At 69.1% G+C, this 25,704-nt stretch carries 24 protein-coding genes; 15 read left to right on the top strand and 9 right to left on the bottom strand.

Features of this window, described 5'->3' with window-relative positions:
* Positions 1-29: 29 nt before the first annotated feature.
* The 3 genes from pheS (at position 30) to ABFX45_RS40475 (ending at position 4,626) form a co-directional block, all read left to right on the top strand.
* Entirely contained in the window at positions 30-1,097 is a 1,068-nt protein-coding gene (gene pheS, locus ABFX45_RS40465) for a phenylalanine--tRNA ligase subunit alpha (protein WP_109640903.1), read from the top strand.
* A gap of 4 nt (positions 1,098-1,101) precedes the next feature.
* Entirely contained in the window at positions 1,102-3,579 is a 2,478-nt protein-coding gene (gene pheT / locus ABFX45_RS40470) for a phenylalanine--tRNA ligase subunit beta (RefSeq protein ID WP_109640902.1), read from the top strand.
* A 549-nt stretch (positions 3,580-4,128) separates the two neighbouring features.
* Positions 4,129-4,626, top strand: a complete 498-nt coding sequence (locus ABFX45_RS40475) for a hypothetical protein (protein ID WP_109640901.1) — start codon at positions 4,129-4,131, stop codon at positions 4,624-4,626.
* Here the strand turns inward: ABFX45_RS40475 and ABFX45_RS40480 are convergent.
* Entirely contained in the window at positions 4,595-5,158 is a 564-nt protein-coding gene (locus ABFX45_RS40480) for a GNAT family N-acetyltransferase (RefSeq protein ID WP_112230134.1), read from the bottom strand. The two genes, ABFX45_RS40475 and ABFX45_RS40480, sit on opposite strands and share 32 nt — an antisense overlap.
* Before the next feature lie 10 nt (positions 5,159-5,168).
* A complete protein-coding gene (locus tag ABFX45_RS40485) occupies positions 5,169-5,879 on the bottom strand; it encodes a DNA alkylation repair protein (RefSeq protein WP_233440143.1) in 711 nt (236 codons plus the stop codon).
* A gap of 83 nt (positions 5,880-5,962) precedes the next feature.
* On the opposite strand from ABFX45_RS40485, the gene ABFX45_RS40490 reads away from it, so the two are divergent.
* Positions 5,963-6,964, top strand: coding sequence for a hypothetical protein (locus ABFX45_RS40490; protein ID WP_112230132.1), 1,002 nt, complete (start codon positions 5,963-5,965; stop codon positions 6,962-6,964).
* Here the strand turns inward: ABFX45_RS40490 and ABFX45_RS40495 are convergent.
* Positions 6,930-7,973, bottom strand: a complete 1,044-nt coding sequence (locus tag ABFX45_RS40495) for a 2OG-Fe(II) oxygenase family protein (RefSeq protein WP_346136133.1) — start codon at positions 7,971-7,973, stop codon at positions 6,930-6,932. The two genes, ABFX45_RS40490 and ABFX45_RS40495, sit on opposite strands and share 35 nt — an antisense overlap.
* 83 nt (positions 7,974-8,056) lie before the next feature.
* Here ABFX45_RS40495 and sthA point away from each other — a divergent pair, with 83 nt between their 5' ends.
* A complete protein-coding gene (sthA, locus tag ABFX45_RS40500; protein ID WP_109640896.1) occupies positions 8,057-9,472 on the top strand; it encodes a Si-specific NAD(P)(+) transhydrogenase in 1,416 nt (471 codons plus the stop codon).
* Here sthA and ABFX45_RS40505 read toward each other — a convergent pair.
* From ABFX45_RS40505 to ABFX45_RS40515, 3 genes are read right to left on the bottom strand one after another with little or no spacing between them, the layout of a single operon-like run.
* Positions 9,459-10,100, bottom strand: a complete 642-nt coding sequence (locus ABFX45_RS40505) for a response regulator (protein ID WP_112230128.1) — start codon at positions 10,098-10,100, stop codon at positions 9,459-9,461. The genes sthA and ABFX45_RS40505 overlap by 14 nt on opposite strands.
* Positions 10,101-10,110: 10 nt before the next feature.
* On the bottom strand, positions 10,111-11,589 hold the full coding sequence (locus ABFX45_RS40510) for a sensor histidine kinase (protein ID WP_346136136.1): 1,479 nt from the start codon (positions 11,587-11,589) through the stop codon (positions 10,111-10,113).
* A complete protein-coding gene (locus ABFX45_RS40515; protein ID WP_346136138.1) occupies positions 11,586-13,076 on the bottom strand; it encodes a sensor histidine kinase in 1,491 nt (496 codons plus the stop codon). The genes ABFX45_RS40510 and ABFX45_RS40515 overlap by 4 nt, the downstream gene beginning before the upstream one ends.
* Before the next feature lie 115 nt (positions 13,077-13,191).
* Here ABFX45_RS40515 and argC point away from each other — a divergent pair, with 115 nt between their 5' ends.
* From argC to ABFX45_RS40560, 9 genes are read left to right on the top strand one after another with little or no spacing between them, the layout of a single operon-like run.
* Positions 13,192-14,205, top strand: a complete 1,014-nt coding sequence (gene argC, locus ABFX45_RS40520; protein ID WP_109641059.1) for an N-acetyl-gamma-glutamyl-phosphate reductase — start codon at positions 13,192-13,194, stop codon at positions 14,203-14,205.
* Positions 14,202-15,374, top strand: a complete 1,173-nt coding sequence (gene argJ / locus ABFX45_RS40525) for a bifunctional glutamate N-acetyltransferase/amino-acid acetyltransferase ArgJ (protein ID WP_112230122.1) — start codon at positions 14,202-14,204, stop codon at positions 15,372-15,374. Before argC ends, argJ begins: the two co-directional genes overlap by 4 nt.
* Positions 15,371-16,240, top strand: a complete 870-nt coding sequence (gene argB / locus ABFX45_RS40530) for an acetylglutamate kinase (RefSeq protein WP_346136140.1) — start codon at positions 15,371-15,373, stop codon at positions 16,238-16,240. Before argJ ends, argB begins: the two co-directional genes overlap by 4 nt.
* A gap of 20 nt (positions 16,241-16,260) precedes the next feature.
* Positions 16,261-17,394: an acetylornithine transaminase gene (locus tag ABFX45_RS40535; protein WP_346136154.1), complete on the top strand. Its 1,134-nt coding sequence runs from the start codon at positions 16,261-16,263 to the stop codon at positions 17,392-17,394.
* On the top strand, positions 17,391-18,323 hold the full coding sequence (argF, locus tag ABFX45_RS40540; RefSeq protein WP_346136142.1) for an ornithine carbamoyltransferase: 933 nt from the start codon (positions 17,391-17,393) through the stop codon (positions 18,321-18,323). The genes ABFX45_RS40535 and argF overlap by 4 nt, the downstream gene beginning before the upstream one ends.
* Complete coding sequence (locus tag ABFX45_RS40545; protein ID WP_109640889.1) at positions 18,320-18,805, top strand: arginine repressor; 486 nt, start codon at positions 18,320-18,322, stop codon at positions 18,803-18,805. The genes argF and ABFX45_RS40545 overlap by 4 nt, the downstream gene beginning before the upstream one ends.
* On the top strand, positions 18,798-19,064 hold the full coding sequence (locus ABFX45_RS40550; RefSeq protein WP_211337672.1) for an argininosuccinate synthase: 267 nt from the start codon (positions 18,798-18,800) through the stop codon (positions 19,062-19,064). Before ABFX45_RS40545 ends, ABFX45_RS40550 begins: the two co-directional genes overlap by 8 nt.
* A 12-nt stretch (positions 19,065-19,076) precedes the next feature.
* Entirely contained in the window at positions 19,077-20,468 is a 1,392-nt protein-coding gene (gene argH, locus ABFX45_RS40555) for an argininosuccinate lyase (protein ID WP_112230118.1), read from the top strand.
* Positions 20,458-21,060 (top strand): DNA-3-methyladenine glycosylase, encoded by a 603-nt coding sequence (locus ABFX45_RS40560; protein ID WP_233442452.1) that lies wholly within the window; start codon positions 20,458-20,460, stop codon positions 21,058-21,060. Before argH ends, ABFX45_RS40560 begins: the two co-directional genes overlap by 11 nt.
* On the opposite strand, the gene ABFX45_RS40565 is transcribed toward ABFX45_RS40560, so the two are convergent.
* The 3 genes from ABFX45_RS40565 to ABFX45_RS40575 form a co-directional block, all read right to left on the bottom strand.
* On the bottom strand, positions 21,052-22,134 hold the full coding sequence (locus ABFX45_RS40565; protein WP_346136145.1) for a toll/interleukin-1 receptor domain-containing protein: 1,083 nt from the start codon (positions 22,132-22,134) through the stop codon (positions 21,052-21,054). The genes ABFX45_RS40560 and ABFX45_RS40565 overlap by 9 nt on opposite strands.
* Positions 22,135-22,152: 18 nt before the next feature.
* On the bottom strand, positions 22,153-23,193 hold the full coding sequence (locus ABFX45_RS40570; protein ID WP_346136147.1) for a toll/interleukin-1 receptor domain-containing protein: 1,041 nt from the start codon (positions 23,191-23,193) through the stop codon (positions 22,153-22,155).
* A 172-nt stretch (positions 23,194-23,365) separates the two neighbouring features.
* Positions 23,366-23,803 (bottom strand): hypothetical protein, encoded by a 438-nt coding sequence (locus tag ABFX45_RS40575; protein WP_109640886.1) that lies wholly within the window; start codon positions 23,801-23,803, stop codon positions 23,366-23,368.
* 66 nt (positions 23,804-23,869) lie between these two features.
* On the opposite strand from ABFX45_RS40575, the gene tyrS reads away from it, so the two are divergent.
* Positions 23,870-25,144, top strand: coding sequence for a tyrosine--tRNA ligase (tyrS, locus tag ABFX45_RS40580; RefSeq protein ID WP_109640885.1), 1,275 nt, complete (start codon positions 23,870-23,872; stop codon positions 25,142-25,144).
* Positions 25,145-25,704 lie beyond the last annotated feature (560 nt).

Raw genomic sequence — 25,704 nt, forward strand, 5'->3', positions numbered from 1 at the left:
AAGTCCGCGACGGGAGCTGTCCACCAACCATGTCCGGAGCCAACGACCCGTACGACCCCAAGGAGGTCGCGGCGCTGTCGGCCGAGAACCTCGACGCGGCCGTGCAGAAGGCGCGCGAGGCGTTCGCCGGAGCGGCCGACCTGGAGGCACTGGCGGCGGTCAAGCCGGGCCACCTGGGTGACCGGTCGCCCGTGCTGCTGGCCCGCCGCGAGATCGGTGCACTGCCTCCGAAGGCGAAGGCCGAGGCCGGCAAGCGGGTGAACGAGGCGCAGTCCGCGATCAGGACGGCGTTCGACGAGCGCCACGCCGTGCTCCAGGTCGAGCGCGACGAGCGGGTGCTGCGCGAGGAGTCCGTCGACGTCACGCTGCCCTGGGACCGTTTCCCGCGCGGCGCGCGCCACCCGATCACGACGCTCGCCGAGCGCATCGGAGACGTCTTCGTGGCCATGGGCTACGAGATCGCCGAGGGCCCCGAGCTCGAGACCGAGTGGTTCAACTTCGACGCGCTGAACTTCGGCAAGGACCACCCCGCCCGGTCGATGCAGGACACCTTCTACATCGCGCCGAACGACAGCAGCCTGGTCCTGCGCACGCACACCTCGCCCGTGCAGGCCCGCACGCTGCTGGACCGCGAGCTCCCGGTGTACGTGGTGTGCCCCGGCCGCACGTTCCGCACCGACGAGCTCGACGCGACCCACACCCCGGTGTTCCACCAGGTCGAGGGCCTCGCGGTCGACAAGGGCCTGACCATGGGCCACCTCAAGGGCACGCTCGACGCGTTCGCGCGCGCCATGTTCGGCGAGGACTCCAAGACGCGCCTGCGCCCGAGCTTCTTCCCCTTCACCGAGCCGTCGGCGGAGGTCGACGTGTGGTTCCCGGAGAAGAAGGGCGGCGCCGGCTGGGTCGAGTGGGGCGGCTGCGGCATGGTCAACCCCAACGTGCTGCGCGCCACCGGCGTCGACCCGGACGTCTACTCCGGCTTCGCGTTCGGCATGGGCCTCGAGCGCACGCTGCAGTTCCGCAACGGACTGCCCGACATGCGCGACATGGTCGAGGGCGACGTCCGCTTCACCCAGCCATTCGGAACGGAGGCCTGATCCGGTGCGCATCCCGGTCAGCTGGCTGGTCGAACACATCGGTTTCGACGAAGTCCCCACGCCCGACGAGCTCGCCGAGGCGTTCACGCGCATCGGCATCGAGGTCGAGGAGGTGAGCCCGCTCGGTCCCGTGACCGGCCCGATCGTCGCCGGTCGCGTCGTCGAGATCGAGGAGCTCACCGAGTTCAAGAAGCCGATCCGCTACTGCCGGGTCGAGGTCGGCCCCGAGCAGGTCAACAACATCATCTGCGGCGCCACGAACTTCGTCGAGGGCGACTCGGTCGTCGTCGCGCTGCCCGGCGCAGTCCTGCCCGGCGACTTCACGATCGCCGAGCGCAAGACGTACGGCCGCGTGTCGCAGGGCATGATCTGCGCCGCGGACGAGCTCGGCATCGGCGACGACCACTCCGGCATCCTCGTGCTGCCCACCGGCACCGCGCAGCCCGGCGACGACGCGCTGGAGCTGCTCGGCCTGGGCGACACGGTCATCGAGGTCGCGCCGACCCCCGACCGCGGCTACGCGTTCTCGGTCCGCGGCCTGGCCCGCGAGATCGCCTGCGCGCTCGACGTGCCGTTCGGCGACCCCGGTGTCGTCGAGATCCCCGAGGCCGAGGGCGAGGTGTGGCCCGTCCACATCGAGGACCGCACCGGCTGCTCGCGGTTCGTCGCGCGCCGGGTCACCGGTGTCGACCCCACCGCGCCCACGCCGTGGTGGATGCGCCGCCGCCTGATGCTCGCCGGCATGCGTTCAATCTCGCTGCCGGTCGACGTCACGAACTACGTGATGCTCGAACTGGGCCAGCCGCTGCACGCGTTCGACGCGGCCGCCCTGTCCGGCGCGCTGACCGTCCGGCGTGCCGCAGCCGGCGAGAAGCTGACGACGCTGGACGACGCGGTGCGCGCGCTCGACCCGGACGACATCGTGATCGCCGACGACTCCGGCGTGATCTCGCTCGCCGGTGTCATGGGTGGTGCGTCCACGGAGGTCCGCGACAACTCGTCGGACATCCTGCTGGAGGCCGCGAACTGGGACCCGGCGTCCATCGCGCGCACGGTCCGCCGCCACAAGCTGCCGTCCGAGGCCGCCAAGCGCTTCGAGCGCACCGTCGACCCGGCACTGGCACCCGTGGCGCTGGAGCGGGCCGCGAAGCTGCTCAACCACTACGCCGAGGGCCAGATCAAGCCAGGTCGCACCGACGTGGGCGTGCCCGCGCTGCCCGAGCCGGTGTCGATGCCGATCGACCTGCCGGACCGCGTCGCCGGTGTCCGCTACGCGCGTGGCGTCACGGCTCGCCGCCTGGGCCAGATCGGCTGCCAGGTCGCGGTGACCACGTCCGACGACGGCCAGACGATCGTCACGGCTGTGCCGCCGACGTGGCGTGCCGACCTCGTGCAGCCCGCCGACCTGGTCGAGGAGGTGCTGCGGCTGGAGGGTTACGACACGATCCCGTCCACGCTGCCGCCCGCTCCCGCCGGTCGTGGCCTGACCGAGCAGCAGCGCCGCCGCCGCACGGTGTGGCGCACGCTGGCCGAGGACGGTTTCGTCGAGGTGAAGCCGTTCCCGTTCATCGACCCGTCGGTGTTCGACGCGTTCGGTCTGTCGTCAGACGACGTCCGTCGCAACACGGTCGGTGTGCTGAACCCGTTGGAGGCGGACAAGAACGTCCTCGCCACCACGCTGCTGCCCGGCCTGCTGGAGACCCTCCAGCGCAACCTGGCCCGCGGTGCCCGCGACGTCGCGCTGTACAACATCGCGCAGGTGACTTTGCCGCGCGCGCAACAGGTTCCGGTGCCCGCGCTGGGTGTCGACCGCCGCCCGACCGAGGCCGAGGTGGCCTCGATGCTCGCCGCTCTGCCGCAGCAGCCGCTGCACGTCGCGGGTGTGCTCACGGGTCACCGCGAGCTCGCCGGCTGGTGGGGCAAGGGCCGCATGGCCGAGTGGTCGGACGCCGTCGAGGCGGCCCGGCGCGTCGGGCAGGCGTACGGCGTGACGTTGCGCGTCGTGGCTTCGGACCTGCTGCCGTGGCACCCCGGCCGTTGTGCGGAGCTGCGCGTCGGCGACTGGCCCGTGGGCCACGCCGGCGAGCTGCACCCGAAGGTGGTCGAGGCGCTGGGCCTGCCCAAGCGCACCGTGGCGTTCGAGCTCGACCTCGACGCCCTGCCGCTGGACGACCACCGCCCGGCGCCGACGGTGTCGCCGTACCCGCCGGTGCTGCTGGACGTCGCGCTCGTCGTCGACGCGTCCGTGCCGGTGCAGTCGGTGTCCGAGGTGCTCGGCGCGTCAGCGGGCGATCTGCTGGAGGACATCCGCCTGTTCGACGTCTACACGGGCGAGCAGGTGGGCGAGGGCAAGAAGTCGCTCGCGTACTCCTTGCGCTTCCGCGCGCCGGACCGCACGCTGACGGTGGAAGAAGCGACGAGTGCTCGCGATGCGGCCGTCGCGGCCGCCGGCGAGCGTTTGGGTGCGGCCCTCCGCGCCTGAGCGGTTACTCCGGGTGAGGCCCGAGATTCTCTGAGGATCTCGGGCCTCTCCGCGTCATCAGGGCTCTGACCTGTGTTCCGCAGGAGAGACCGTCACGATCACGCTGCCGAACTCGCCGGTGATCACGTCTTCTGTCCCCGGCAAGCCGACGTGACGTGGCAGCCGGTGCCGGGCGCCGATACGTACACAGTATTGTGGCAACAGGGAACCGGCGTGAAGCGAAGGTCGGCAGCTGGACCACGACGTACAGCCAGATGGATTGTCCGTAAAGTTCGCTCGATCGGTCGAGTCCCGGAAATCGGGATTTGGGATCAAATCAGCAGGTGGTAGCCCTGCGTAGCTGTCAAGGTGCCAAAGGTCCCGCATTACAAGGGGAAATCGGCGCCCGTCAGACGCTTGCGCAGTACGTGAAGCTTCTCCAAGATTGGCGACGCGGCCCGCTGGGCCGAGGGGCGAAGCGATGAACCACCGGGCGAGTCTGGTCGCCGGTCCGGTGGGGAGCTAGAGGCGAACCCACCGCCTGGAGCAACAACTCTGGAGAGTTGCGCCATGCGTAGTCTGGGTCCGCGCCTTGAGATCGCCGTGTCGTTGACGATTCTCATGCTCGGCGCGGCCGTCGTGGCGGCCATGCACCTGACGTGGCCCGAGCAGCAGTTGCCGGCCATGGCGTACTCCGTGAGCAGTGGCGAGTCCGGAATGCAGCAGCTGAAGCCGTTCGAAATCAACGACATCTCCGGCGCGGCCGTGGAACTCACCCCGGGAGCCGAGGGCGAGCGCAAGGTGCGGCTGTCCAACCCGAACCCCGTCGACATCATCGTCGAGAGCCTGTCCGCGGTGCCCGGTCAGCCGCTCGACGCCACCCAGCAGCGCGTGGCCGGGTGCCCGGCCGGCGTGCTGACCGTGGTGCCGCTGAAGGACATCGTGGAGATCCCGGCCGGGGGAGCGGTCGAGGTCGTCATGAAGGTCCAGGTCGCGAAGGACGTGCCGGCCGCGTGCGCCGAGCTGGTCTTCCCGCTCACCTACTCGGGTCGCGCGAAACACGGCTAGTCAGCCGCTCGCGCGCAGCCGGCCATTCCGAGGCCACCATCGAATAGACGACCGTGTCCCGCTGAGTTCCGTCCGGCCGCGTCATGTGGGCGCGCAGCACCCCGTCCCGCACGGCGCCGAGCTTCTCGATCGCCCGCTGCGACCGCACGTTCTGGGCGTCCGTGTACCAGGCGACCCGCAGCGTGCCGCGCACGTCGAACGCCTCGGACAGCAACAGCAGCTTGGCCTCCGGGTTGATCGCCGTGCCCTGCCACTCGCTGCCGACGATCGTGAAACCGATGACCAGCCTGCGATGCGCCGGCACCACCTCGTAGAACGACGTAGTGCCGACGACGCGTCCCGAAGCGACCTCGATCTGCGCGAAGGCCTCCCGTTGCTCCAGCGCCTCCGCGATCCACGACCGCATGTCGCCGACGTCGCGCGGTTGGCCGGACAGCAACCAGGTCCAGATGGCCGGGTCACGCGTGACCTCGAACAACTCCTCGGCGTGGTCCAGCGACAGCGGTTCCAGCCTTACGTGCTTGCCCTCCATGAGATCAACTCTAAAGGTGCTTCAGGGCCTCGCGCCGTGACAACGGCGACAGCCCCGGCCGCGCCTCGACGAACGCCCGCACCCAGCCGGGCTCGGTCTTGGCGAACTCCCGCAGCGCCCACCCGATCCCCTTGCGCAGGAAGAAGTCGGGGTCTTCCACGTTGGCGTCGACGCACGCGGTCAGCAGCTCCACGTCGGTCGCGCCCTTGAACCCGAGCTGGCAGATGATCGACGTCCGCCGCCGCCACCGGTCCGCGTCCACCGACCACTTCAGCATCAGCGGCCGCACGACATCGGGCGAAGACCGCAGCAACGGCCCGATCCGCTTCGACGCGATCTCGTCGACGTAGTCCCACCACGCCCCGGTCACGATCATCTCGTCGAACCACGGCAGCAGCTCGACCGACTGGAAGCGGCGGTCCCCGCTCAACGCGAGGGCCACGTACCGCTCCTCCCTGTACGTCGCCTCCCGCCACAACGTCCGCACGGCGTCGAGCCACTCGTCTCGCGAGTCGATCCGGGGAAGTGATTTGAGCAACGCGACCCGTCCCGGTTTCTGCACGCCCAGAAACGGCATCTCGGACTTCATGTACGCCTGCATCTCCGGGGCTTTCACCGGATCTGCCAGCTCTCGCAGTCCTGTCCGGACCGCCTCGACGAACGAATCCACGCCTGAACGGTATAGGCAGAAGGAGTAGGGCGTTGAGATCGTTGGCCGCATCGCCGTCCGAAAGTGGTCTCGAATCACTTGCCGCGTGCGACTGTGAACGGAAACGCCGCTGCTGGCCACTACCATTTGCATTCATGCGTGTGCTCATGGTTGTGGCGGCGCTCGTGCTCACCAGCATGGGTGCCACCAAGGCGGACACGGTGGACTACCTGGATCTGCCGCTGTCCAACGGGAACGGTGAACAGCGGGGTGGCGTCCACCCCGACCTGCCGTACGACAGGGCCACGCTCGAGGCCGCGCTGAACCGCCATCGCGCCAAGGGCATCCCGCCGGCCAGGTTCAAGGCGTTGCTGTGGCACTACTGGATCGTCCGCGCCGCCGAGGACGCCGGGGTCGACCTGTCCGCCTGGGACCCGCAGCGTCCCGCGGAGGCCAACCGCGCGGTCATCTTCGCCGTCTACGACTTCTACGCGCGGCTCTACCTGCAGCACCCGGACACGTTGCGGTGGATGGGGTTCGCGAACATCGGCGCGCCCGCGTTCGCCGCCGGCATGCTCGACCTCGGCACGCTGCCGGAGCTGCGGTTCTTCTCGTCGATGCTGATGTCCATGCAGAAGCACATCTTCATGGACCTCGGCGCGATGCACGCCGCCTACCTGCACGGTGGCATCAAGGCAGTGGAGGAGATGCGCGACGCGGGGATCATCGACGCCGGGACGACCGCCGCGTGGGCGGATCCGGCGCAGGCCGTCATGGAGTTCTCGTCGCGCGAGCAGAACCTGGTGATCCCCGAACAGTTCGACCGGATGCGCGCACGGTTGCTGCCTCCCGGCGAGATCGTCACGTACGCGATCACCGTAGCCGGTCCGATGCCGGTGCCTGGCGGGAAGACGCCCGCGCAGTACCGGCCGCTGTTCGGCGGCCCGCTGCCCGCGTTCAACTACGCGGACCGGGAAGCGCGGTGGGACTTCCTCAGCAACGACACGGTTCCGGCCTACGAGCGGTTGTCGAAGGACACCGTGCGCAGGCTGGTGCAGCGGCCGTTCGCGGACCGTGTCGCGGAGTACCGCGCCACGGCCCGCCTGCTCGACCTGCTGCCGTTCAGGAGTGGCGAAGCCCGGACCGGAGTTCGCTGAGCACGGTCAGCCGGTCCTCGTCGAGGATCCGCCGCGTGGTGACGCGGTCGGGATAGCAGCGCATGAACATGCTGGTGAAGTGCGTTCCGTAGTGGATCACGTCGTCGCCGTGAGGGTCGTCCAACGGGCGCACGACGGCTTCGAAGTTCGGTTCGTGGAAGTACGCCATGGTGAACCGCTCGCGCGTGTTCAGCAGGACCTTGTGCGGTGTGGACAGCAGCCGGCCGCCGGTCAGGAACTGCAGGATGTCACCGGGGAAGACGGTGAAGACGTGCTGGACCGGTTCGACGAAGGTCCAGCCCTCCGCGTCCTGGAAGCACCCGGCCGCCGACTCGTCGGGCAGCCAGTTGCGGGGCCGTTCCTCGCCCTCGATCGGCGGCCGGACGTGGAGGCCGCCGACGTCGTCCTGCGCGGCCAGGACGAGCATTCCGTAGTCGGTGTGGGCGCCGATGCCGCGGTCGACCGCCTCCGATCTCGGTGGGAATCTCAGCACTCGCATGTGGTGCCAGCCGTCGGCGGTGAGCCGGGTGAAGGTGTCGATGTCGAGCCCGAAGCCCAGTGCGGTGAGCTTCAGGAGGCGTTCGCCGGAGTCGCCGAGCATCGCCATGAACTCCCGCATGGTGTCGCGGTAGCTGTCGTCCGGCCACGGCACCGGCCCGTGACACGGCCATTTGCCGACGACACGTGAGTCGTCGGGCGGAACGTCCTTGCAGACGGTGAAGATCTCCGAGTAGTCCGCGATGCCGTCGGTGACCTCCTCGCCGGACGCGATGTAACCGGCGTAGGTCAGGTCGCTGACCAACCGTGACTTCTCCTCGAGTGACAACCCGTGGAAGAACCGCCTGCTGGCCGCCATGGCGGCCTCGGTCTTCCGGTCCTGCACCGCGTCCGTCGCGATCTGCAGAATCCCGTCGGCCTGCCAGGCTGCGATCAACTGGCGGCCGAGTTCGACGTCGTCGTCCGAACCGGTGACGGTCTCGGGCAGACGGAAGGTGCGTAGTTCGGTCATGGCCCCACGAACGGCGCTTGTAGCCGCAGGGTTCATATTTCTTTCGGGGGTGGAATCGGATCCGTCTTAGTAGGCTGCTGACCATGACGCCGTACGACTACGACCTGATCGTCATCGGCTCTGGCCCTGGTGGCCAGAAGGCGGCGATCGCGGGTGCGAAACTGGGCAAGCGAGTGGCCGTCATCGACAAGCAGGAGATGGTCGGCGGCGTCTGTGCGAACACGGGCACCATCCCGTCCAAGACGCTGCGGGAAGCCGTCATGTACCTGACGGGCATGAGCCAGCGCGAGCTGTACGGCGCGAGCTACCGGGTCAAGCACGACATCACGATCACCGACCTGATGGCCCGCACGAAGCACGTGATCGGCCGCGAGGTCCAGGTCGTGCGCGCGCAGCTGCACCGCAACGGCATCGATCTGCTGAACGGCTTCGGGCGCTTCGTCGACCCGCACACCGTTGCGGTGGAAGGAAGCCATCGCGGCGACCACACCAGGATCACCGGCGAGTACATCGTCATCGCGACCGGCACGACGCCCGCCCGTCCGTCCATCGTGGACTTCGACGAGGAGCGGATCCTCGACTCCGACGAGGTCTTCGCCCTCACCGAGATCCCGACGTCGCTGGTCGTGGTCGGCGCGGGCGTGATCGGCATCGAGTACGCGTCGATGTTCGCCGCGCTCGGCACCCGTGTCACGGTCGTCGAGCAGCGCGAGCGGATGCTGGAGTTCTGCGACCCGGAGATCGTGGAGTCGCTGAAGTTCCACCTGCGCGACCTCGCGGTCACGTTCCGGTTCGACGAGAAGGTCGTGAACGTCGAGGTGTCCGACGGCGGCACCATCACGACCCTGGCGTCCGGCAAGCGCATCCCGGCCGCCGCGGTCATGTACTCCGCCGGCCGTCAGGGCTGCACGGACAAGCTGGACCTCGCCGCCGCCGGTCTGGAAGCCGACCGCCGCGGCCGGCTGGCCGTCGACGAGCACTACCGCACGCCGGTCGAGCACATCTACGCCGTCGGTGACGTGATCGGCTTCCCGGCGCTGGCCGCGACGTCGATGGACCAGGGCCGCCTGGCCGCGTACCACGCGTTCGGCGAGGCGGCGCACGAGCTGACCGCGTTGCAGCCCATCGGCATCTACACGATTCCGGAGATCTCCTACTGCGGCGCTACGGAAGCGGAGCTGACGTCGTCCGCGGTTCCGTACGAGGTCGGCATCTCCCGCTACCGCGAGCTCGCGCGCGGCCAGATCGTCGGCGACGCGTACGGCATGCTGAAGCTGCTGGTGTCCACTGTGGACCGGAAGATCCTCGGCGTGCACGTGTTCGGCACGGGCGCCACGGACCTGGTGCACATCGGTCAGGCCGTGATGGGCTGCGGTGGCACGGTCGACTACCTCGTCGACACGGTCTTCAACTACCCGACGCTGTCCGAGGCGTACAAGGTCGCCGCCCTGGACGCCACCAACAAGATCCGCGCCCTGGACCGCTTCACGACCGGGTGAGCCCGGCGTCGTGGGCCACGATGGCGGCCTGCACGCGGTTGGCGCACTCCAGCTTGGGCAGGATCCGGCTGATGTGCGCCTTCACCGTGCCGGTCGCCATGAAGAGCTGCTCGCCGATCTCGGTGTTGGACAGTCCTTCGCCGACGAGCTTGAGCACGTTGCGCTCGGTCTCGGTGAGCGTGTCGATCTTGCGGCGGGCCGCGCCGCTGTCGTCGGGCGCGGCGAGGTGCTTCTCGATCAGGCGCCTGGTGATCTGCGGTGCGAGGATCGGGTCGCCGTTCGCGGCCTTGCGGACAGCGTTGATCAGCTCCTGGGGCGGCGTGTCCTTGAGCAGGAAGCCGGTCGCGCCGACCTTCAGCGCCTGCGCCACGTAGGAGTCCTCGCCGAACGTCGTGAGCATGACGACGTTCGTGCTCGACGCGATCTTCTCGGCGGCTTTGAGCCCGTCGCCGCCGGGCATGCGGATGTCGAGCAACGCGACGTCGACGGAGTGCTTGAGGGCGAGCTCGACGGCTTGTCTGCCGTCGCCGGCCTCGGCCACGACCGTGATCTCCGGATCGTTCTCGAGGATCAGCCGGATTCCGGCACGCATGAGCGTCTCGTCGTCGGCGATGAGGACTCGGATCACGCGGGTCAGACTACGGGCGTTCCTGCTCCTTCGAGGCCAGTCTGCCGTTCCGGAAGCAGAGTTTGTAGTACAGCTCCGCGTTGTGCGACGTCCGGAACCGCGAGCACCCGTCCACCCCGAGCTGGCCGACGCCGAACTGGTCCATGACCTCCTGCTCGGTGGTGACGCCCACCCGCAGCGAGTCGAAGTACGGCGCGTTCATCAGCGTCGGGTTGAGCAACGCGAAGAGCAGCAGCACGATGAGCGCCCCGGCGATCGGCAGCAGCGCGAGAAGCCCGAGGCACCCGCCGCCCAGCACCCGCGGCACGGTCAGCACCTCGGCCGCGAGCGGCGGCGGCACCTCCGCGACCTCGGCCGCGGACTGCGCCTGGGCCGCCGGGTGCAGCGGCACGTCCGCCGCCACCCGGAACCCGCCCTCGGCCGGCGGGCCCGCGCTGAACGAGCCGCCGAGCAGGCCGACTCGTTCCTCCAGTCCGATCAGACCGCGCCGGGTGCCCTTGCCGGGTGCCGTCGCGGACGGCCCGTTCAGCACCTGGATGCGCGCCCGTCCACCCTGGACCGCGACCTGCACCCGCGTGCGGGCCTCAGGGGCGTGCTTGTGGACGTTCGTCAGCGCTTCGCGGACCACCCGGTGCACCGCGCGGCGGGTGCGCGGATCGGCGCCGTGCAGGTCGTCGCCCGTCCAGTCGAGTGTCACCGTGATCCCGGCGGCAACCGAGCCGGCGACCAGGCTCTCGATGTCGGTCCGCGTGCCGGTGTCCTCGTCGAGCGACTCGGGTTCGGGGTTGGTCCGCAGCACGCCGAGGATCTCGCGCAGCTCCGCCATCGCGAGCGACGAGGTGGTGCGGATCAGCTCCGCCTGCTCGTGCAACTGCGGGGCCTTCCTGGCGGTCGCCAGCTCCAGCGCCCCGGCGTGGATCGAGATCAGGCTGAGCCGGTGCCCGAGCATGTCGTGCATCTCGCCCGCTATGTGCGCGCGTTCCTCTGACCTGGCAGACGCGGCGGTCAGCGCGCGAGCCCGCTCCAGGTAGTCGTTGCGTTCCTGCAGCAGCCGGACCATCGGCTTGCGGCGGCCGAGGAGCATCCCCGACACGGCGGGGAAGAGCACGAAGAACACCGCGCTGATCGCCGCTCCGGCCACCGCCTCCCAGAGCGGCATGCTCCGGTAGCTCTCCTGCAGCAGGCTGAACGCGCTCTGCAGCACCGTCGCCAGCCCGAGCAGCGCCCACAGCCGCCCGAGCCGCGGGACCCGCCGGGCCGCGGTGAAGACCACGAACACGGTGGCGGCCTGCGCCCAGAGGTTGTTGACCGCGAACAGTGGTGCGGTGAGCAGCAGCGCCCACTCCGGTTTGCGCGGGGCGAGCCACACGAGAACCGCGATCCACGCGGCCGTGGCGATCGTCAGCAACGGGTGCGGGACGGGTGCCAGCGGAGCGATCAGCGGCACCAGGCCGACCAGGAACGCCAGTGACGGCCAGACGAACCTCACCGGGCCAGCTCCCTCTTCGTGATCAGAACGGCTTTGCGGTCGAAGCAGAGCTCGAAGTCGCGGCTTGCGTCGTCGCGCACGTGGTAGCGGTAGCACCCCGTGTTGTCCGACGGCACGCCGAAGCCGTGTGTCTCGGTGACGTCGTCCTCCTGCGTGACCGACACCTGGAACGCGTCGAACTCCTGCCTGGTCATCTCGGCACGGCTGAAGAGCGCGACGATCAGCAGGACGAGCACCGTGCCGAGCGCCGGGACGACGGCGAGCGTGCCGAGACAGCCGCTGCCGATCACCCGCGGCACGGTCAGCACCTCGGCGGTGATCGGCGGCGGCGCCTCCGCGACGGCACCCGCCGCACCCGATTCCTCCTGCACCACCGGATGCGCCGGGAGGTCGGCCGTCACCCGGAACCCGCCGTGGACGGGACCGGCGCCGAACGACCCGCCGATCAGCGCGACCCGTTCCTCCAGCCCGATGAGACCGCGACGTGTGCCACCACCCCTGGGCTCGCCACTCGGACCATTGACGACCTCGACCCGCACGCGTTCGCCGACCTGCACCGAGACGCGGGTCCGTGCCGACGGCGCGTGCTTGTGGACGTTCGTGAGTGCTTCGCGCACGACCCGATGCACGGCCCTGCGAACGCGTGCGTCGGCGTCGGCCAGATCAGGACCTGACCAGTCCAAGGCGACGGACACGCCCGCCGCGGCTGACGCTGCGACGAGCCGTTCGACGTCCGCGCGCGTGCCGGCGTCCTCATCGGCGTCGGTGGACGTTCCGAGCACGCCGAGGATCTCGCGCAGCTCGTCCATCGCGACCGCGGACGTCTTGCGGATCAACTCGACCTGTTCCCGCAGCTCAGGGGCGTGCTCGGCGGCGGACTGCTCGAGCGCGTCCGCGTGCGCGGTCAGTTGCCGGAGCCGGTGGCTGAGCATGTCGTGCATCTCGCTCGCGATGTGCGCGCGCGTGTCCGACCTCGCGGTGCTCGCGGTCAACACACGCGTGTGTTCCAAGTAGTCGTTGCGTTCCATCAGCACCTGCGTCAACGGCTTGCGCCGCCCGACGAGCGCACCGGCCACAGCTGGGAAGACCAGCAGGAACACGACGGTGAACGCGGTGCCGAGCAGGTACTCGAACAGGCTGTCCCCTGCGCGCCACGCGTGCAGGGCACCGAACGCGGCCTGCAGCACCGCGGTGGCACCCACCAGCGCCCACAACTGCGGCTGCGAGCGGATGGACCTGGCGGACCGGAAGATCACGAGCGAGGTCGGGGCGATCGCGAGCAGGTTGTTCACCGCGTGCAGGGGAGTGGTGAGCAAAATCGCCCACCGCGGCCACCGCGCGCTGATCGGCACGAGCGCCGCGGCCCACACCGCGGAGGCCACCACCAGCCACCACTGGACCGGCCTGCCGAGCGGTGCCAGCAGCGCCACCAGCGCCAACAGGAAGGCGACTGCCGTCCACAGCCCGTCGCGCACCCTCACGTTCACGCTGATCATCATGGTCGACCCGCACCGGGGGCCACAGCGCCAGGTGGCCTCGATCGGGTGGACAGGTGGCCATACTCGGTTGAGTGAGTTTGCATGGCCGTGCATAATCATGCGCATGACAGTGAGGATCGCGGTCGCGGGCGCCAGCGGGTACGCGGGTGGCGAGCTGCTCCGCCTGCTACTGGCTCATCCGGACATCGAGATCGGCGCGCTGACCGCCAACAGCAGCGCCGGTGACAAGCTGCTCAGGCACCAGCCGCACCTCCTGCCGCTCGCGGACCGACAGCTGCAAGACACCACAGCCGAGACCCTCAAGGGTCACGACGTGGTGTTCCTCGCACTGCCCCACGGTCACTCAGCCGAACTGGCCGAGCAACTCGGCGACGACACCGTGGTGATCGACTGCGGTGCCGACCACCGGCTGACCAGCGCCGACGACTGGCAGCGGTGGTACGGCGGCGAACACGCGGGCACCTGGCCGTACGGGCTGCCCGAGCTTCCCGGCCAGCGGGACAGGCTCGTCGGTGCGCGCCGCGTCGCGGTTCCCGGCTGCTACCCGACGGTGTCGTCACTGGCCCTGGCCCCGGCCGTGGACCTGATCGAGGACGAGGTCGTCGTCGTCGCGGTGTCCGGCACGTCGGGCGCCGGCAAGTCGCTGAAGCCGAACCTGCTCGGCTCCGAGGTCATGGGCTCGGCCAGCGCGTACGGCGTCGGTGGCGCCCACCGGCACACGCCGGAGATCAGCCAGAACCTGAGCGCCGCCGCGGGCAGGCCGATCAAGGTCAGCTTCACGCCGGTGCTGGCGCCGATGTCGCGCGGCATCCTCGCGACCTGCAGTGCGCAGCTCAAGGACGTCACCGGTGTACGCGAGGCCTACGAGAAGGCGTACGCGAACGAGCCGTTCGTCCACGTTCTGCCCGAAGGCTTCTGGCCGACGACGAACGCCGTTCTCGGCTCGAACGCCGTCCAGATGCAAGTCACCGTCGACGAGGACCTGAACCGGCTCGTGGTGGTGGCCGCCGTCGACAACCTGGCCAAGGGCACCGCGGGTGCCGCTGTCCAGTGCATGAACCTCGCTCTCGGACTGCCGGAAACGACCGGCCTCTCGACCGTTGGAGTCGCTCCGTGAACCGCAACAAGGGCGTCACCGGACCCCAGGGCTTCCGTGCCGCCGGGATCGCCGCCGGGATCAAGCAGACCGGCGCGCTCGACCTCGCGCTCGTCGTCAACGACGGGCCCTCCGACGCCGCTGCCGGAGTCTTCACCACGAACAAGGTGAAGGCCGCGCCGGTGCTCTGGTCGCAGCAGGTGATCCAGTCGCGACGCCTCACCGCGGTCGTTCTGAACTCCGGCGGCGCCAACGCGTGCACCGGTCCCGAGGGCTTCCAGGACACGCACGCCACCGCCGAGAAGGTCGCCGAGGTGCTCGGCACCGGCGCGGTCGACGTCGCGGTGTGCTCCACCGGTCTGATCGGTGAGCGGCTGCCGATGGAGAACGTGCTGAGCGGTGTCGAAACGGCCGCCAAGGAACTGGCCTCCTCGGTCGAGGCAGGTCTGAACGCCGCCACCGCCGTGATGACCACGGACAAGCACCCCAAGCAGTCGTGGAAGGCCTCCGTGCAGGGCTGGTCCGTCGGCGGGTTCGTGAAGGGCGCGGGCATGCTCGCGCCGAACATGGCCACGATGCTGTCGGTCATCACCACCGACGCCAAGATCTCCGGTGACCAGCTCGACCAGGCGCTGCGCACCGCGACGGGCCGCACGTTCGACCGCCTCGACGTCGACGGCGGCACGTCCACCAACGACACCGTGCTGGTTTTGGCTTCCGGCGCTTCGGGTGTCGAGCCGTCGTTCGAGGACTTCGTGGCTCTGCTCACCGAGGTCTCCGCCGACCTGGTCAAGCAGCTCCAGGGCGACGCCGAGGGTGTGACGAAGGAAATCAGCATCACCGTCAAGCAGGCCGCCACCGAGGCCGAGGCCGTCCACATCGGACGGACGATCGCCGAGGACAACCTCGTCAAGACCGCGTTGTTCGGCAGCGACCCGAACTGGGGCCGCATCGCGATGGCGCTGGGCCGCGCGGACGCCCAGATCGACCCGGACGTGCTGCAGATCCTGATCAACGGGGTGTCGCTGTACCGCAACGGGACGCGCGACCGCGACCGCTCCGAGGCGGACCTGAGCGGCCGCGAGATCGAGATCGTCATCGACCTCAACGTCGGTGGCGCCGAGGCCACCGTGCTGACCACGGACCTGTCCCACGACTACGTCGAAGAGAACAGCGCTTACTCCTCATGAACGCACAAGAGAAGGCGGCGGTCCTCGTCGAGGCACTGCCGTGGTTGCAGCGGTTCCGCGGCGCCCTGGTGGTCGTCAAGTACGGCGGCAACGCCATGGTCGACGACGAGCTGAAGAAGGCGTTCGCCGAAGACATGGTGTTCCTGCGGCTTTGCGGCCTGCGCCCGGTCGTCGTGCACGGCGGTGGCCCGCAGATCAAGTCGATGCTGGACCGGCTCGGCATCCACAGCGAGTTCCGCGGCGGTCTGCGCGTCACGGCCCCGGAAGCCATGGACGTCGTGCGGATGGTCCTGGTCGGTCAGGTCGGGCGTGAGCTCGTCGGCCTGATCAACCAGCACGGTCCTTACGCGGTCGGCATTTCCGGTGAGGACGCGCACCTGTTCACGGCCACGCGGCGCGGTGCGCTGGTGGACGGCGAAGAGGTCGACATCGGTCTCGTCGGCGACATCACCGAGGTCAACCCGGACGCGGTGCTCGACATCGTGCGTGCGGGCCGCATCCCGGTCGTGTCGTCGGTCGCGCCGGACGTCGACGGCGTGCCGCACAACGTGAACGCGGACACGGCGGCGGGTGCTCTCGCGGTCGCTCTGGGCGCGGAGAAGCTCGTCGTGCTGACCGACGTCGAGGGTCTCTACGCGAACTGGCCGGACAAGTCGTCGTTGCTGAACCAGGTTCGCGCGTCCGAGCTCGAGAAGATGTTGCCGGACCTGGAAAGCGGCATGGTGCCGAAGATGGAGGCCTGCCTGCGCGCGGTGCGCGGCGGGGTTCCGCAGGCGCACGTGATCGACGGGCGGCTGGCCCACTCGGTGTTGCTGGAAGTCTTCACCTCCTCGGGTGTGGGCACGATGGTGTTGGGGGACAAGTGACCACGCGGTGGCAAGAGTCCATGATGGACAACTACGGCACGCCTCAGCTCGCGCTGGAACGCGGCGAGGGCGCCCACGTCTGGGACACCGGCGGCAACCGCTACCTCGATCTGCTGAGCGGCATCGCGGTGAACGTGCTCGGGCACGCGCACCCGAAGATCGTCGAGGCGGTGACCACGCAGATCAGCAAGCTCGGTCATTCCTCGAACCTCTACGTCAACGAGCCCGCGCTGCAGCTCGCCGAGCGCCTGCTGCACCTCGCGGGCGAGCCGGGCAAGGTGTTCTTCTGCAACTCCGGCGCCGAGGCCAACGAGGCGGCGCTGAAGATGTCGCGCCGCACCGGCCGCACCAAGGTCGTGGCGACGCTCGGCGGCTTCCACGGCCGCACGATGGGCGCGTTGTCGCTGACCGGCCAGCCCGCGAAGCGCACGCCGTTCGAGCCGCTGGTGCCCGGCGTCTCGCACGTCCCGTTCGGTGACGTGGCGGCGCTGGAAGCGGCGATCGACGACAACACGGCGGCGTTCATCGTCGAGCCGATCCAGGGCGAGCAGGGCGTTGTCATACCGCCGGAGGGCTACCTGCAGGAGGCGCGCCGGATCACGTCCGAGCACGGCGCGTTGCTGATCCTGGACGAGGTGCAGACCGGCATCGGCCGTGTCGGCACGTGGTTCGCGTTCCAGCAGGCCGGGATCGTGCCGGACGTGATCACGCTGGCCAAGGGCATCGGCGGTGGCCTGCCGCTCGGCGCGACCATCGGGTTCGGCGCGGCGGCCGACCTGTTCCAGCCGGGGCAGCACGGCACCACGTTCGGCGGCAACCCCGTGTGCTGCGCGGCCGCCCTCGCGGTGCTCGACACGATCGCCGCGGAAGGCCTGCTGGAGCACGCCTCGTCCGTGGGCAAGGAGATCGCGGCCGGCGTGGAGGCACTGCACCACCCGGCGATCTCCGGAGTGCGGGGAGCCGGCCTGCTGCTCGGCATCATGCTGCGCGAGGCGGTCTCGGCGAAGGCCGCGGCGGCCGCGCAGAAGGCCGGCTACCTGATCAACCCGATCCAGCCCGACGTCATCCGCCTGGCGCCGCCGCTGATCCTGGACGAATCCGACGCGCAGTCCTTCGTGGCCGCGCTGCCGACCTTCTTTGAGGAGCAGCAGTGACTTTGCGGCACTTCCTGCGCGACGACGACCTGACGACGGACGAGCAGTCCGCCGTCCTCGACCTCGCGGACACCTACAAGGCGGACCGGTTCACCGCGAAGCCGCTGGCGGGCCCCAAGTCCGTCGCGGTGATCTTCGAGAAGAACTCGACCCGCACCCGGTTGTCGTTCGAGGTCGGCATCGCCCAGCTCGGCGGCAACCCGGTGATCATCGACGGCCGCTCGATGCAGCTCGGCCGCGAGGAGACGATCGAGGACACGTCGCGAATCCTGTCCGGGTACGTCGACGCCGTGGTGTGGCGGACGTTCGCCCAGGCGCGCATCGAGGCGATGGCCAGCGTCTCGCGGATTCCCGTGGTGAACGCGCTGACCGACGAGTTCCACCCGTGCCAGGTGCTCGCGGATCTGCAGACGATTCGGCGCCGTTACGGCCGGCTCGCCGGTCTGACGCTGACGTACCTGGGCGACGGCGCCAACAACATGTCGCACTCGCTGCTGCTGGGTGGTGCCACGGCGGGCATGCACGTGCGCATCGGCGCACCGGCTTCGTTCGTGCCGAACCCGGAGTTCCTGGAGGACGCCAAGAAGCGTGCCGCCGAGACCGGCGGTTCGGTGTCGTTGATCAGCGACCCTCGCGAGTCGGTCGACGGCGCGGACGTGCTGGTCACCGACACGTGGACGTCGATGGGCCAGGAGAACGACGGCAAGGACCGCGTCGGCCCGTTCCGCCCGTACCAGGTGAACACCTCGTTGCTGGAGGCGACAGGAAAGCCCGACTCGACGGTGCTGCACTGCCTGCCGGCGCACCGCGGCTGGGAGATCACCGACGAGGTGCTCGACGGCCCGCAGTCGCTGGTGTGGCAGGAAGCCGAAAACCGCCTGCACGCGCAAAAGGCGTTGCTCGTGTGGTTGCTGGAGCAGTCGTCATGACCCGCACCGCGCGTCAGGGCCGCATCGTCGAGATGGTGTCGCAGCGTGCCGTCCGCAGCCAGTCGGAGCTCGCGAAACTCCTTGCGGCGGAAGGCATCGAGGTCACGCAGGCGACGTTGTCGCGCGACCTGGACGAGCTGGGCGCCGTGAAGCTGCGCGGCCCTGACGGCGGTGCGCCGGTCTACGTGATCCCGGAGGACGGCAGCCCGGTGCGGGGCGTGCAGGGCGGCACCACGCGGCTCGTGCGCGTGCTGGGCGAGCTGCTGGTCTCGACCGACTTCTCCGGCAACCTCGCCGTTCTGCGCACTCCGCCGGGAGCCGCGCAGTTCCTCGCGTCGGCGCTGGACCGCGCCGCGTTGCACGAGGTCGTCGGCACGATCGCGGGCGACGACACGATCCTGGTCGTGGCCCGCGAGCCGATGACGGGTGCCGAGCTCGCCGACCGGATCACCGCGCTGGCCTCGGGTTCCGTCGATGAATGAGCCGGTGCACGCCGTGCTGACGTTCGACGCCGGTGTACCCGTGGCGGTGGACGGGGAGACCATGACCGTGCCCGAGGCGGTCCGCGAGCTGAACTTCCGCGCGGGCGTGATCCGCTCGAGCCTCGGATCCGTCGCGTTGCGGGTGGCCAGGGCCGCTTTGGGCCCCGGTTCCGGCGAGGTCGACATCTCGCTGCACGAGGGCCGCGTGGTGGGCCTCGTGTGCCGTTCGGAAGAATCTCTTTACGACTTCGCTAGCTGAGAGTTGCGTGCAATGAGTTCTTTGTGGGGTGGCCGGTTCGAGTCGGGACCGGCCGAGGCGATGGCTCGCCTGTCGCTGTCGACGCACTTCGACTGGCGGCTGGCGCCGTACGACATCGCCGGTTCGCGCGCGCACGCCCGTGTGCTGCACGCGGCGGGCCTGCTGACGGACGAAGAGCTGGCCGGCATGCAGAAGGCTCTGGACGAGTTGCTCGCCGACGTCGAGTCCGGCGCCTTCACCCCGGTACTGGAGGACGAGGACGTCCACACGGCGCTGGAGCGCGGCCTGATCGACCGCGCGGGCACCGAACTGGGCGGCAAGCTGCGCGCCGGCCGTTCCCGCAACGACCAGGTCGCCACCCTGTTCCGCATGTGGCTCCGTGACGGCGCCCGCCGCGTCGCCGCCGGCGTGCTGGACGTCGTGGACGCGCTCGCAGCGCAGTCCGAGACGAACTTCGGCGCCGTGATGCCGGGCCGCACGCACCTGCAGTCCGCGCAGCCCGTCCTGCTGTCGCACCACCTGCTGGCCCATGCGCACGCCCTGCTCCGCGACGTCGACCGCCTGCACGACTGGGACAAGCGCGCGGCGTTCTCCCCGTACGGCTCGGGCGCCCTGGCCGGTTCGTCTCTGGGGCTGGACCCCGCCAAGGTGGCCGCCGACCTCGGCTTCTACGCCCCGGTCGAGAACTCCATCGACGGCACCGCCTCCCGCGACTTCGCCGCCGAGATCGCGTTCGTGCTGGCCATGATCAGCGTGAACCTCTCGCGCATCGCGGAAGAGGTCATCATCTGGACCACCGCCGAGTTCCGCTTCGCGGTCCTGGACGACGCCTGGTCCACCGGCAGCTCGATCATGCCGCAGAAGAAGAACCCGGACGTCGCCGAACTCGCGCGCGGCAAGTCGGGCCGCCTGATCGGCAACCTGGCAGGCCTCCTCGCGACGTTGAAGGCCCAGCCGCTGGCCTACAACCGCGACCTGCAGGAGGACAAGGAACCGCTGTTCGACTCGGTCGAGCAGCTGGAGCTGCTGCTCCCGGCGTTCGCGGGCATGGTCGCGACTCTGCGCTTCGACGTCGAGCGCATGGCCTCGCTGGCTCCTGCGGGTTTCACCCTCGCGACCGACATCGCGGAATGGCTTGTGCGCCAAGGCGTTCCGTTCCGCGTGGCACACGAGGCCGCCGGTGCCTGCGTGCGCGCCGCGGAGTCCCGTGGCGTGGGCCTGGAAGAGCTGACCGACGACGAGTTCCTCGCCATCTCGCCCGCACTGACCCCCGAGGTCCGCTCGGTGCTGACGGTCGAGGGTTCGATCGCCTCTCGCAACGCGCACGGCGGCACGGCTCCTTCGCGGGTCCGCGAGCAGCTGGACGCACTGGTGGCCAAGGCTGCGGCGGCGCGTGAGTTCTAGGCTGCTGACCAGGGAGGAGCTGGCCGTCGACCCGGTCGACGCGGCCCAGCTCCTCCTCGGCTCTTTCCTGGAAGCGGGCGACGTGCGCGTGCGCATCGTCGAGGTGGAGGCCTACCGCGGCGGCGACGACCCGGCCTCCCACTGCTACCGCGGCAAAACCCCGCGCAACGAGGTGATGTTCGGCCCGGCCGGCCACCTCTACGTCTACTTCGTCTACGGCATGCACTTCTGCGCCAACGTCGTATCCCTGGTCGACGGCGTGCCCGGTGCCGTGCTGCTGCGTGCCGGCGAGGTGGTGTCCGGTGAGGACGTCGCGTTCTCGCGTCGCCCGGCCTCGCGCTCGGCCGCGGAGCTCGCCAAGGGACCCGCGCGGCTGTGCAAGGTTCTCGGGCTGGACCGTTCGTCCAACGGCCTGGACCTGACCTCTGCCGACTCGCCGGTGCGGTTGTACGCGGGGGAGCCGGCGGCTTCGGTCCGTTCGGGGCCCCGTGTCGGTGTGGCCGTGGCGATGGACGTGCCGTGGCGGTTCTGGATCGACTCTCCGGCCGTGTCGACCTACAAGCGGGGCGGCAAGCGCCGCAACTCAGCCTGACAGCCGGTCAAGTGCCTGCCGGAACTCGTCCTCCAGCTCCGGATCCACTTCGAACACCAGCGGCATGTTGATGTCGAAGTCTTGCAGGTGGTCCTGCGGGCTGGTGCTGATCTTCTCGCCAATGGTCACCCGTTCGGCCAAAGTGCCCGCCACCTTCCGCAGGTCCTCCACGACCGCCCGCATCGCCAGCAACTGCCGGTCGGCGAACCGCGCCTGCACCCTGGCCGCGATCCGTGCCTGCTCCAGGGCATAACTGGTGCCGTGGATCGCCCGGGCCCATTCCAGGATCTCGTCGAAGGTCTGCACGAACAGCTTGCCGAAGTGGATGATCCGCTGCGAGTCGCCGTCCACTCCAGGAGCTCCGAACGCCGCTTCCTGGACGCTCGTCGCGAAACGCGTTTCGATCGCGACCTTGATGATCTCGCTCAGCTGGACGTTCCGGTCCCGGATCAGCTCGATCCCGCTGCCGTGCTCGACCCTGCCGTTTCTCGGCGCGTACCGCAGAAAGTGCTCGCGGTACTTGTCATCCAGCTCCCGCAACCCCCGCGACACCACGCCGATGTACAGGAGGTACTCCCAGCCGCGTGGCCTGTCGTCCAGGAGCGCCGCGACGGCTTCCGCCGTGACCAGCGCCGGACCGGTGAACGCGGGCTTGTGCTGTGCCAGCGCCAGCTTCTGCACGAACGTCTGCGCGATCTCCTCGACGCTGTGGCGGCGCAGGTCCAGGTACGCCACGGTCGACGGAAGCCCCGGCACCTCGGTCTCGTCGAGCCTGATCGGGAGCAGGTACTCCCCGGCCTCCTCCAGCGCCCGTGCCTGGGCTGCCTGGCGCTCGACGTTGGTCCACTTCTTGGCGACGTAGTGCTTCGACGCGAACATCAGGACATACCTGGCGCGCTTGCCGTAGATCTCCGGCAGCTGGTCGACCAGGTTCGAACCCCACAGCTTGGCGGTGTGGTCCTCGTCGTAGAACACCCGTACGCCGAGCTCCTCGAGCCGTCGCACGATCGGCAACACCTTTGCGCGATCCTCACCCGCGAACGACGGGGCGACGTCGAACTCGTAGTCCGGCACTCCCGGCATTCTGCCGCGTCAGCCCGACAACCGGTCAAGTGCCTGCCGGAACTCGTCCTCCAGCTCCGGATCCACGCTGAACACCAGCGGCACGGTGATGTTGATCGGCTCCCCGGCCGTCAACCGCTCGACCAGCGTGTCCGCCACCTGACGCAGATCCTGCGCCACCCCGTGCATCGCCAGCAGCTGCTGATCCGCGAACCGCGCCTGCACCCGAGCCGCGATCCGCGCCTGCTCGTGCGCGTAACTCGTCCCGTGGATTCCCCGAGCCCACTCCAGGATCTCGTCGAACGTCCGCACGAACAGCTCACCGAGGTGCACGATCCGCTCCGGGTCCCCGGCCTCGCCAGGCGCCCCGAACGCGGCCTCCTGCGTCTCGCCCGTGAACACGGTGTCCACCGCGACCTTGATGATCTCGCTCAGCAGCACGTTGCGGTCGCGGATCAGGTCGATCCCGGTGCCGTGCTCGACGGCACCGTTGCGCGGCGCGTACCGGAGGAAGTGCTCCCGGTACTTCGACTCCAGCTCCGCAAGTCCTTGCGACACAACGGTCACGTAGAGCAGGTACTCCCACCCGCGCGGCTTCTCCCGCACGAGCGCCGCCACGGACTGCGGAGTGATCGGCGTAGTAGGAGTGAACGACGCACGGTGTTGCGCCAGCTTCTCCACGACGGCCTGTGCGATGACCTCCTCGTCGTGCTTGCGCAGGTCGAGGTACGCGATGGTGGGCAAAAGCCCTGGCACGGGCGTGTCGTCGATACGGATCGGCAGCACGTACTCGGTGTGTTCCTCCAACGCGCGCGCCATGGCGGCACGGCTCTGAAGACGCGTCCACTTCGACACGTAGTGCTGGGAGCTGAACAGCAGCACGAACCTCGCCCGATGACTGAACGTCTCGGAGAAGTACTCGACGCGGTCGCGCCCCCACATCTCGACCTCGCGGTCCTTGTCGTAGAAGACCTCGACGCCCAGCTCCTTCAGGCGCTGGACGATCGGCAGCACCCGATCGCGGTCCTCCTCGGCGAACGACGGGGCGACGTCGAACTCGTACTCGGCCACCGGTCCAAGTTACGGCCCTCGACAGGATCGGCCGAGAACGACGTGAAGGTCCGGTGCCTGAACTCGTTGTGATCCAGCCCGTCGAGCGGAGGACGCCTGCGGCTCGGCAGCGTGGACGCCCAGGCCCTCGACTGGGCCGAGAGCCTGGGCGTGGCGCTACCGCAGCGGGTGGTCAGCGGACAGGAGTAGTCCTGCGGTACCAGGCCCGCCGGTGGTCGACCGGCAGCGCCAGGCGCGTGATCAGGTTCGTCAGCAACGCACCGATGAGCAGCCACAGAACTGCGGCCAGGCCCTCGTTGAGGAGCACCGCGACCTTCGGGCTGGCCGGCGAGAAGAGGCCGTCCAGGCCGAGGGTGATCCCGCTCGCCCAGCCGGAGACGAACTGGAAGAACCCGTTCGCTGCGTTCGCGTCCGCCACCACCAGGAAGATGTGCACCAACAGCACGATGGCGAACGTCCAACACACGATGTCGATGACAGCGCAGACGGTGTACACCGTCCGTGCCTTGCGGTAGGTGTCGTCGCGTTCGACGACCTCCTCCACGACTGGTTCGTTCACGCGCGGCATGCGCTCGGTGGGCCGCCGCAATTCGTCACGTGGCTCCGTCATGCCCGCCGGTTACCCGTCCGAGCACCGGGTGGAAACCCGTTCGACCTGGTAGGCGACAATGGCGACGTGAGCGAGCACATCCTTGACGAACTGTCCTGGCGCGGCCTGATCGCGACGTCCACCGACCTCGACGCACTCCGGAAGGACCTGGACGCCGGCCCGCTCACCCTCTATTGCGGTTTCGACCCGACGGCGCCGTCGCTGCACGCCGGCAACCTGGTCCCGCTGCTCATGCTCAAGCGCTTCCAGATGGCGGGCCACCGGCCGATCGTGCTGGCGGGCGGCGCGACGGGCATGATCGGCGACCCGCGCGACACCGGTGAGCGCACGCTCAACTCGCTGGACACCGTCGCCGAGTGGGCCGACCGGATCCGCGGCCAGCTGGAGCGGTTCGTGCACTTCGACGACTCGCCCACGGGTGCGATCGTCGAGAACAACCTGAACTGGACCGGCCAGGTCAGCGCGCTGGAGTTCCTGCGCGACGTGGGCAAGCACTTCTCGGTCAACGTGATGCTGTCGCGGGAGACCGTGAAGCGGCGGCTCGAGACCGACGGCATGTCGTACACCGAGTTCAGCTACGTGCTGCTGCAGTCAAACGACTACGTCGAGCTCAACCGCAGGTACGGGACGGCGCTGCAGATCGGCGGCTCCGACCAGTGGGGCAACATCGTGAGCGGTGTCGACCTGGTGCGCCGGGTCGAGGGCAAGCAGGTGCACGCCCTGACGGCGCCGCTGGTCACGGACGCCGAAGGACGCAAATTCGGCAAGTCCACCGGGGGCGGGCGCGTGTGGCTCGACCCGGAGATGACCTCGCCGTACGCCTGGTACCAGTACTTCGTGAACGTCGACGACGTCACGGTGCTGAACTACCTGCGCCTGTTCACGTTCCTCACGCGTGAGGAGCTGGACGAGCTGGAGAAGCAGACGGCGGAGGCTCCGCACCTGCGTTCCGCGCAGAAGCGTCTCGCGCAGGAGTTCACGGACCTGGTGCACGGAGAGCGCGCGACGCAGCAGGTCATCCTGGCGTCGTCCGCCCTGTTCGGCCGGGGCGAGCTGCGCGATCTCGACGCGTCGGTGCTCGAAGCGGCGCTGGCCGAGGCTCCTCGGGGCGACGTGCGGCTGGCCGACGAGCCCACCATCGTCGACCTGCTGGTGGCGTCCGGGCTGGCGGACAGCCGGGGTTCCGCGCGGCGCACGGTCAAGGAGGGCGGTGCCTACGTGAACAACGCGAAGGTGACCGACGAGGAGTGGAAGCCGGCCTCGTCCGACCTCCTCCACGGCAAGTGGCTGGTGCTCCGTCGCGGCAAGCGCAACAACGCGGGCGTGCACGTGGAGCTCTGACCTGCGGGTTCAGGCTCACGAAGGCCGTCGGTCCCACCTGGGGCCGGCGGCCTTCGATCTTTCTCGATGTGACGGCGGTCACACTATGCACGGCATCGGGGCTGCGATAGCTTGTTCGTGGGTCCTGTATGGGGCTGCTGACCTGCGGTTTCTTAACCGTGGGTGACCAGGTTGCCCCCGATTTGACCCCGAGTTGGCGTGCGTGTAACTTTCTCTCTGCCAGCGCGGAACGGGCCGGGAACACCGGAACGGAGTGCGGCAGGGGTCACGAACCAAGCTTCCACGGACTGTGGTAGAGTGGGTGACTGGAAACGATGAAGACCCAGCCGGTAGCTCGTCTGAGCTCAGAGGCCAAGGGCGTCGGAAGTTTCAAACCAAAAGCTTATGTACGACACAGCCTCGGATCGAGTCGCCATCTGGCGGGTCGTGACGATGAGCGCGTGTTCTTTGAGAACTCAACAGCGTGCCGATAACACAGTCAGTAATATGAATACTCCTCGTCAGGAGTATTCCTTTGAGTAGTTTTACCAGATTGCCAGACATATTCCGTCTGGAGCGAT

This window comes from Lentzea roselyniae (genome assembly GCF_039537795.1).
Lineage (GTDB): Bacteria > Actinomycetota > Actinomycetes > Mycobacteriales > Pseudonocardiaceae > Lentzea > Lentzea atacamensis.

Bases quoted from the DNA above. Each gene is read 5' to 3' on its own strand.
- sthA (WP_109640896.1), top strand. From the start codon at position 8,057: ATGACGCCGTACGACTACGACCTGATCGTCATCGGCTCTGGCCCTGGT.
- ABFX45_RS40575 (WP_109640886.1), bottom strand. From the start codon at position 23,803: ATGACGGAGCCACGTGACGAATTGCGGCGGCCCACCGAGCGCATGCCG.
- argH (WP_112230118.1), top strand. From the start codon at position 19,077: ATGAGTTCTTTGTGGGGTGGCCGGTTCGAGTCGGGACCGGCCGAGGCG.
- ABFX45_RS40480 (WP_112230134.1), bottom strand. From the start codon at position 5,158: ATGGAGGGCAAGCACGTAAGGCTGGAACCGCTGTCGCTGGACCACGCC.
- ABFX45_RS40545 (WP_109640889.1), top strand. From the start codon at position 18,320: ATGACCCGCACCGCGCGTCAGGGCCGCATCGTCGAGATGGTGTCGCAG.
- argC (WP_109641059.1), top strand. From the start codon at position 13,192: ATGACAGTGAGGATCGCGGTCGCGGGCGCCAGCGGGTACGCGGGTGGC.
- ABFX45_RS40485 (WP_233440143.1), bottom strand. From the start codon at position 5,879: ATGCGGCCAACGATCTCAACGCCCTACTCCTTCTGCCTATACCGTTCA.
- argB (WP_346136140.1), top strand. From the start codon at position 15,371: ATGAACGCACAAGAGAAGGCGGCGGTCCTCGTCGAGGCACTGCCGTGG.
- ABFX45_RS40495 (WP_346136133.1), bottom strand. From the start codon at position 7,973: ATGACCGAACTACGCACCTTCCGTCTGCCCGAGACCGTCACCGGTTCG.
- ABFX45_RS40550 (WP_211337672.1), top strand. From the start codon at position 18,798: ATGAATGAGCCGGTGCACGCCGTGCTGACGTTCGACGCCGGTGTACCC.
- ABFX45_RS40490 (WP_112230132.1), top strand. From the start codon at position 5,963: ATGCGTGTGCTCATGGTTGTGGCGGCGCTCGTGCTCACCAGCATGGGT.
- pheS (WP_109640903.1), top strand. From the start codon at position 30: ATGTCCGGAGCCAACGACCCGTACGACCCCAAGGAGGTCGCGGCGCTG.
- ABFX45_RS40535 (WP_346136154.1), top strand. From the start codon at position 16,261: ATGATGGACAACTACGGCACGCCTCAGCTCGCGCTGGAACGCGGCGAG.
- ABFX45_RS40475 (WP_109640901.1), top strand. From the start codon at position 4,129: ATGCGTAGTCTGGGTCCGCGCCTTGAGATCGCCGTGTCGTTGACGATT.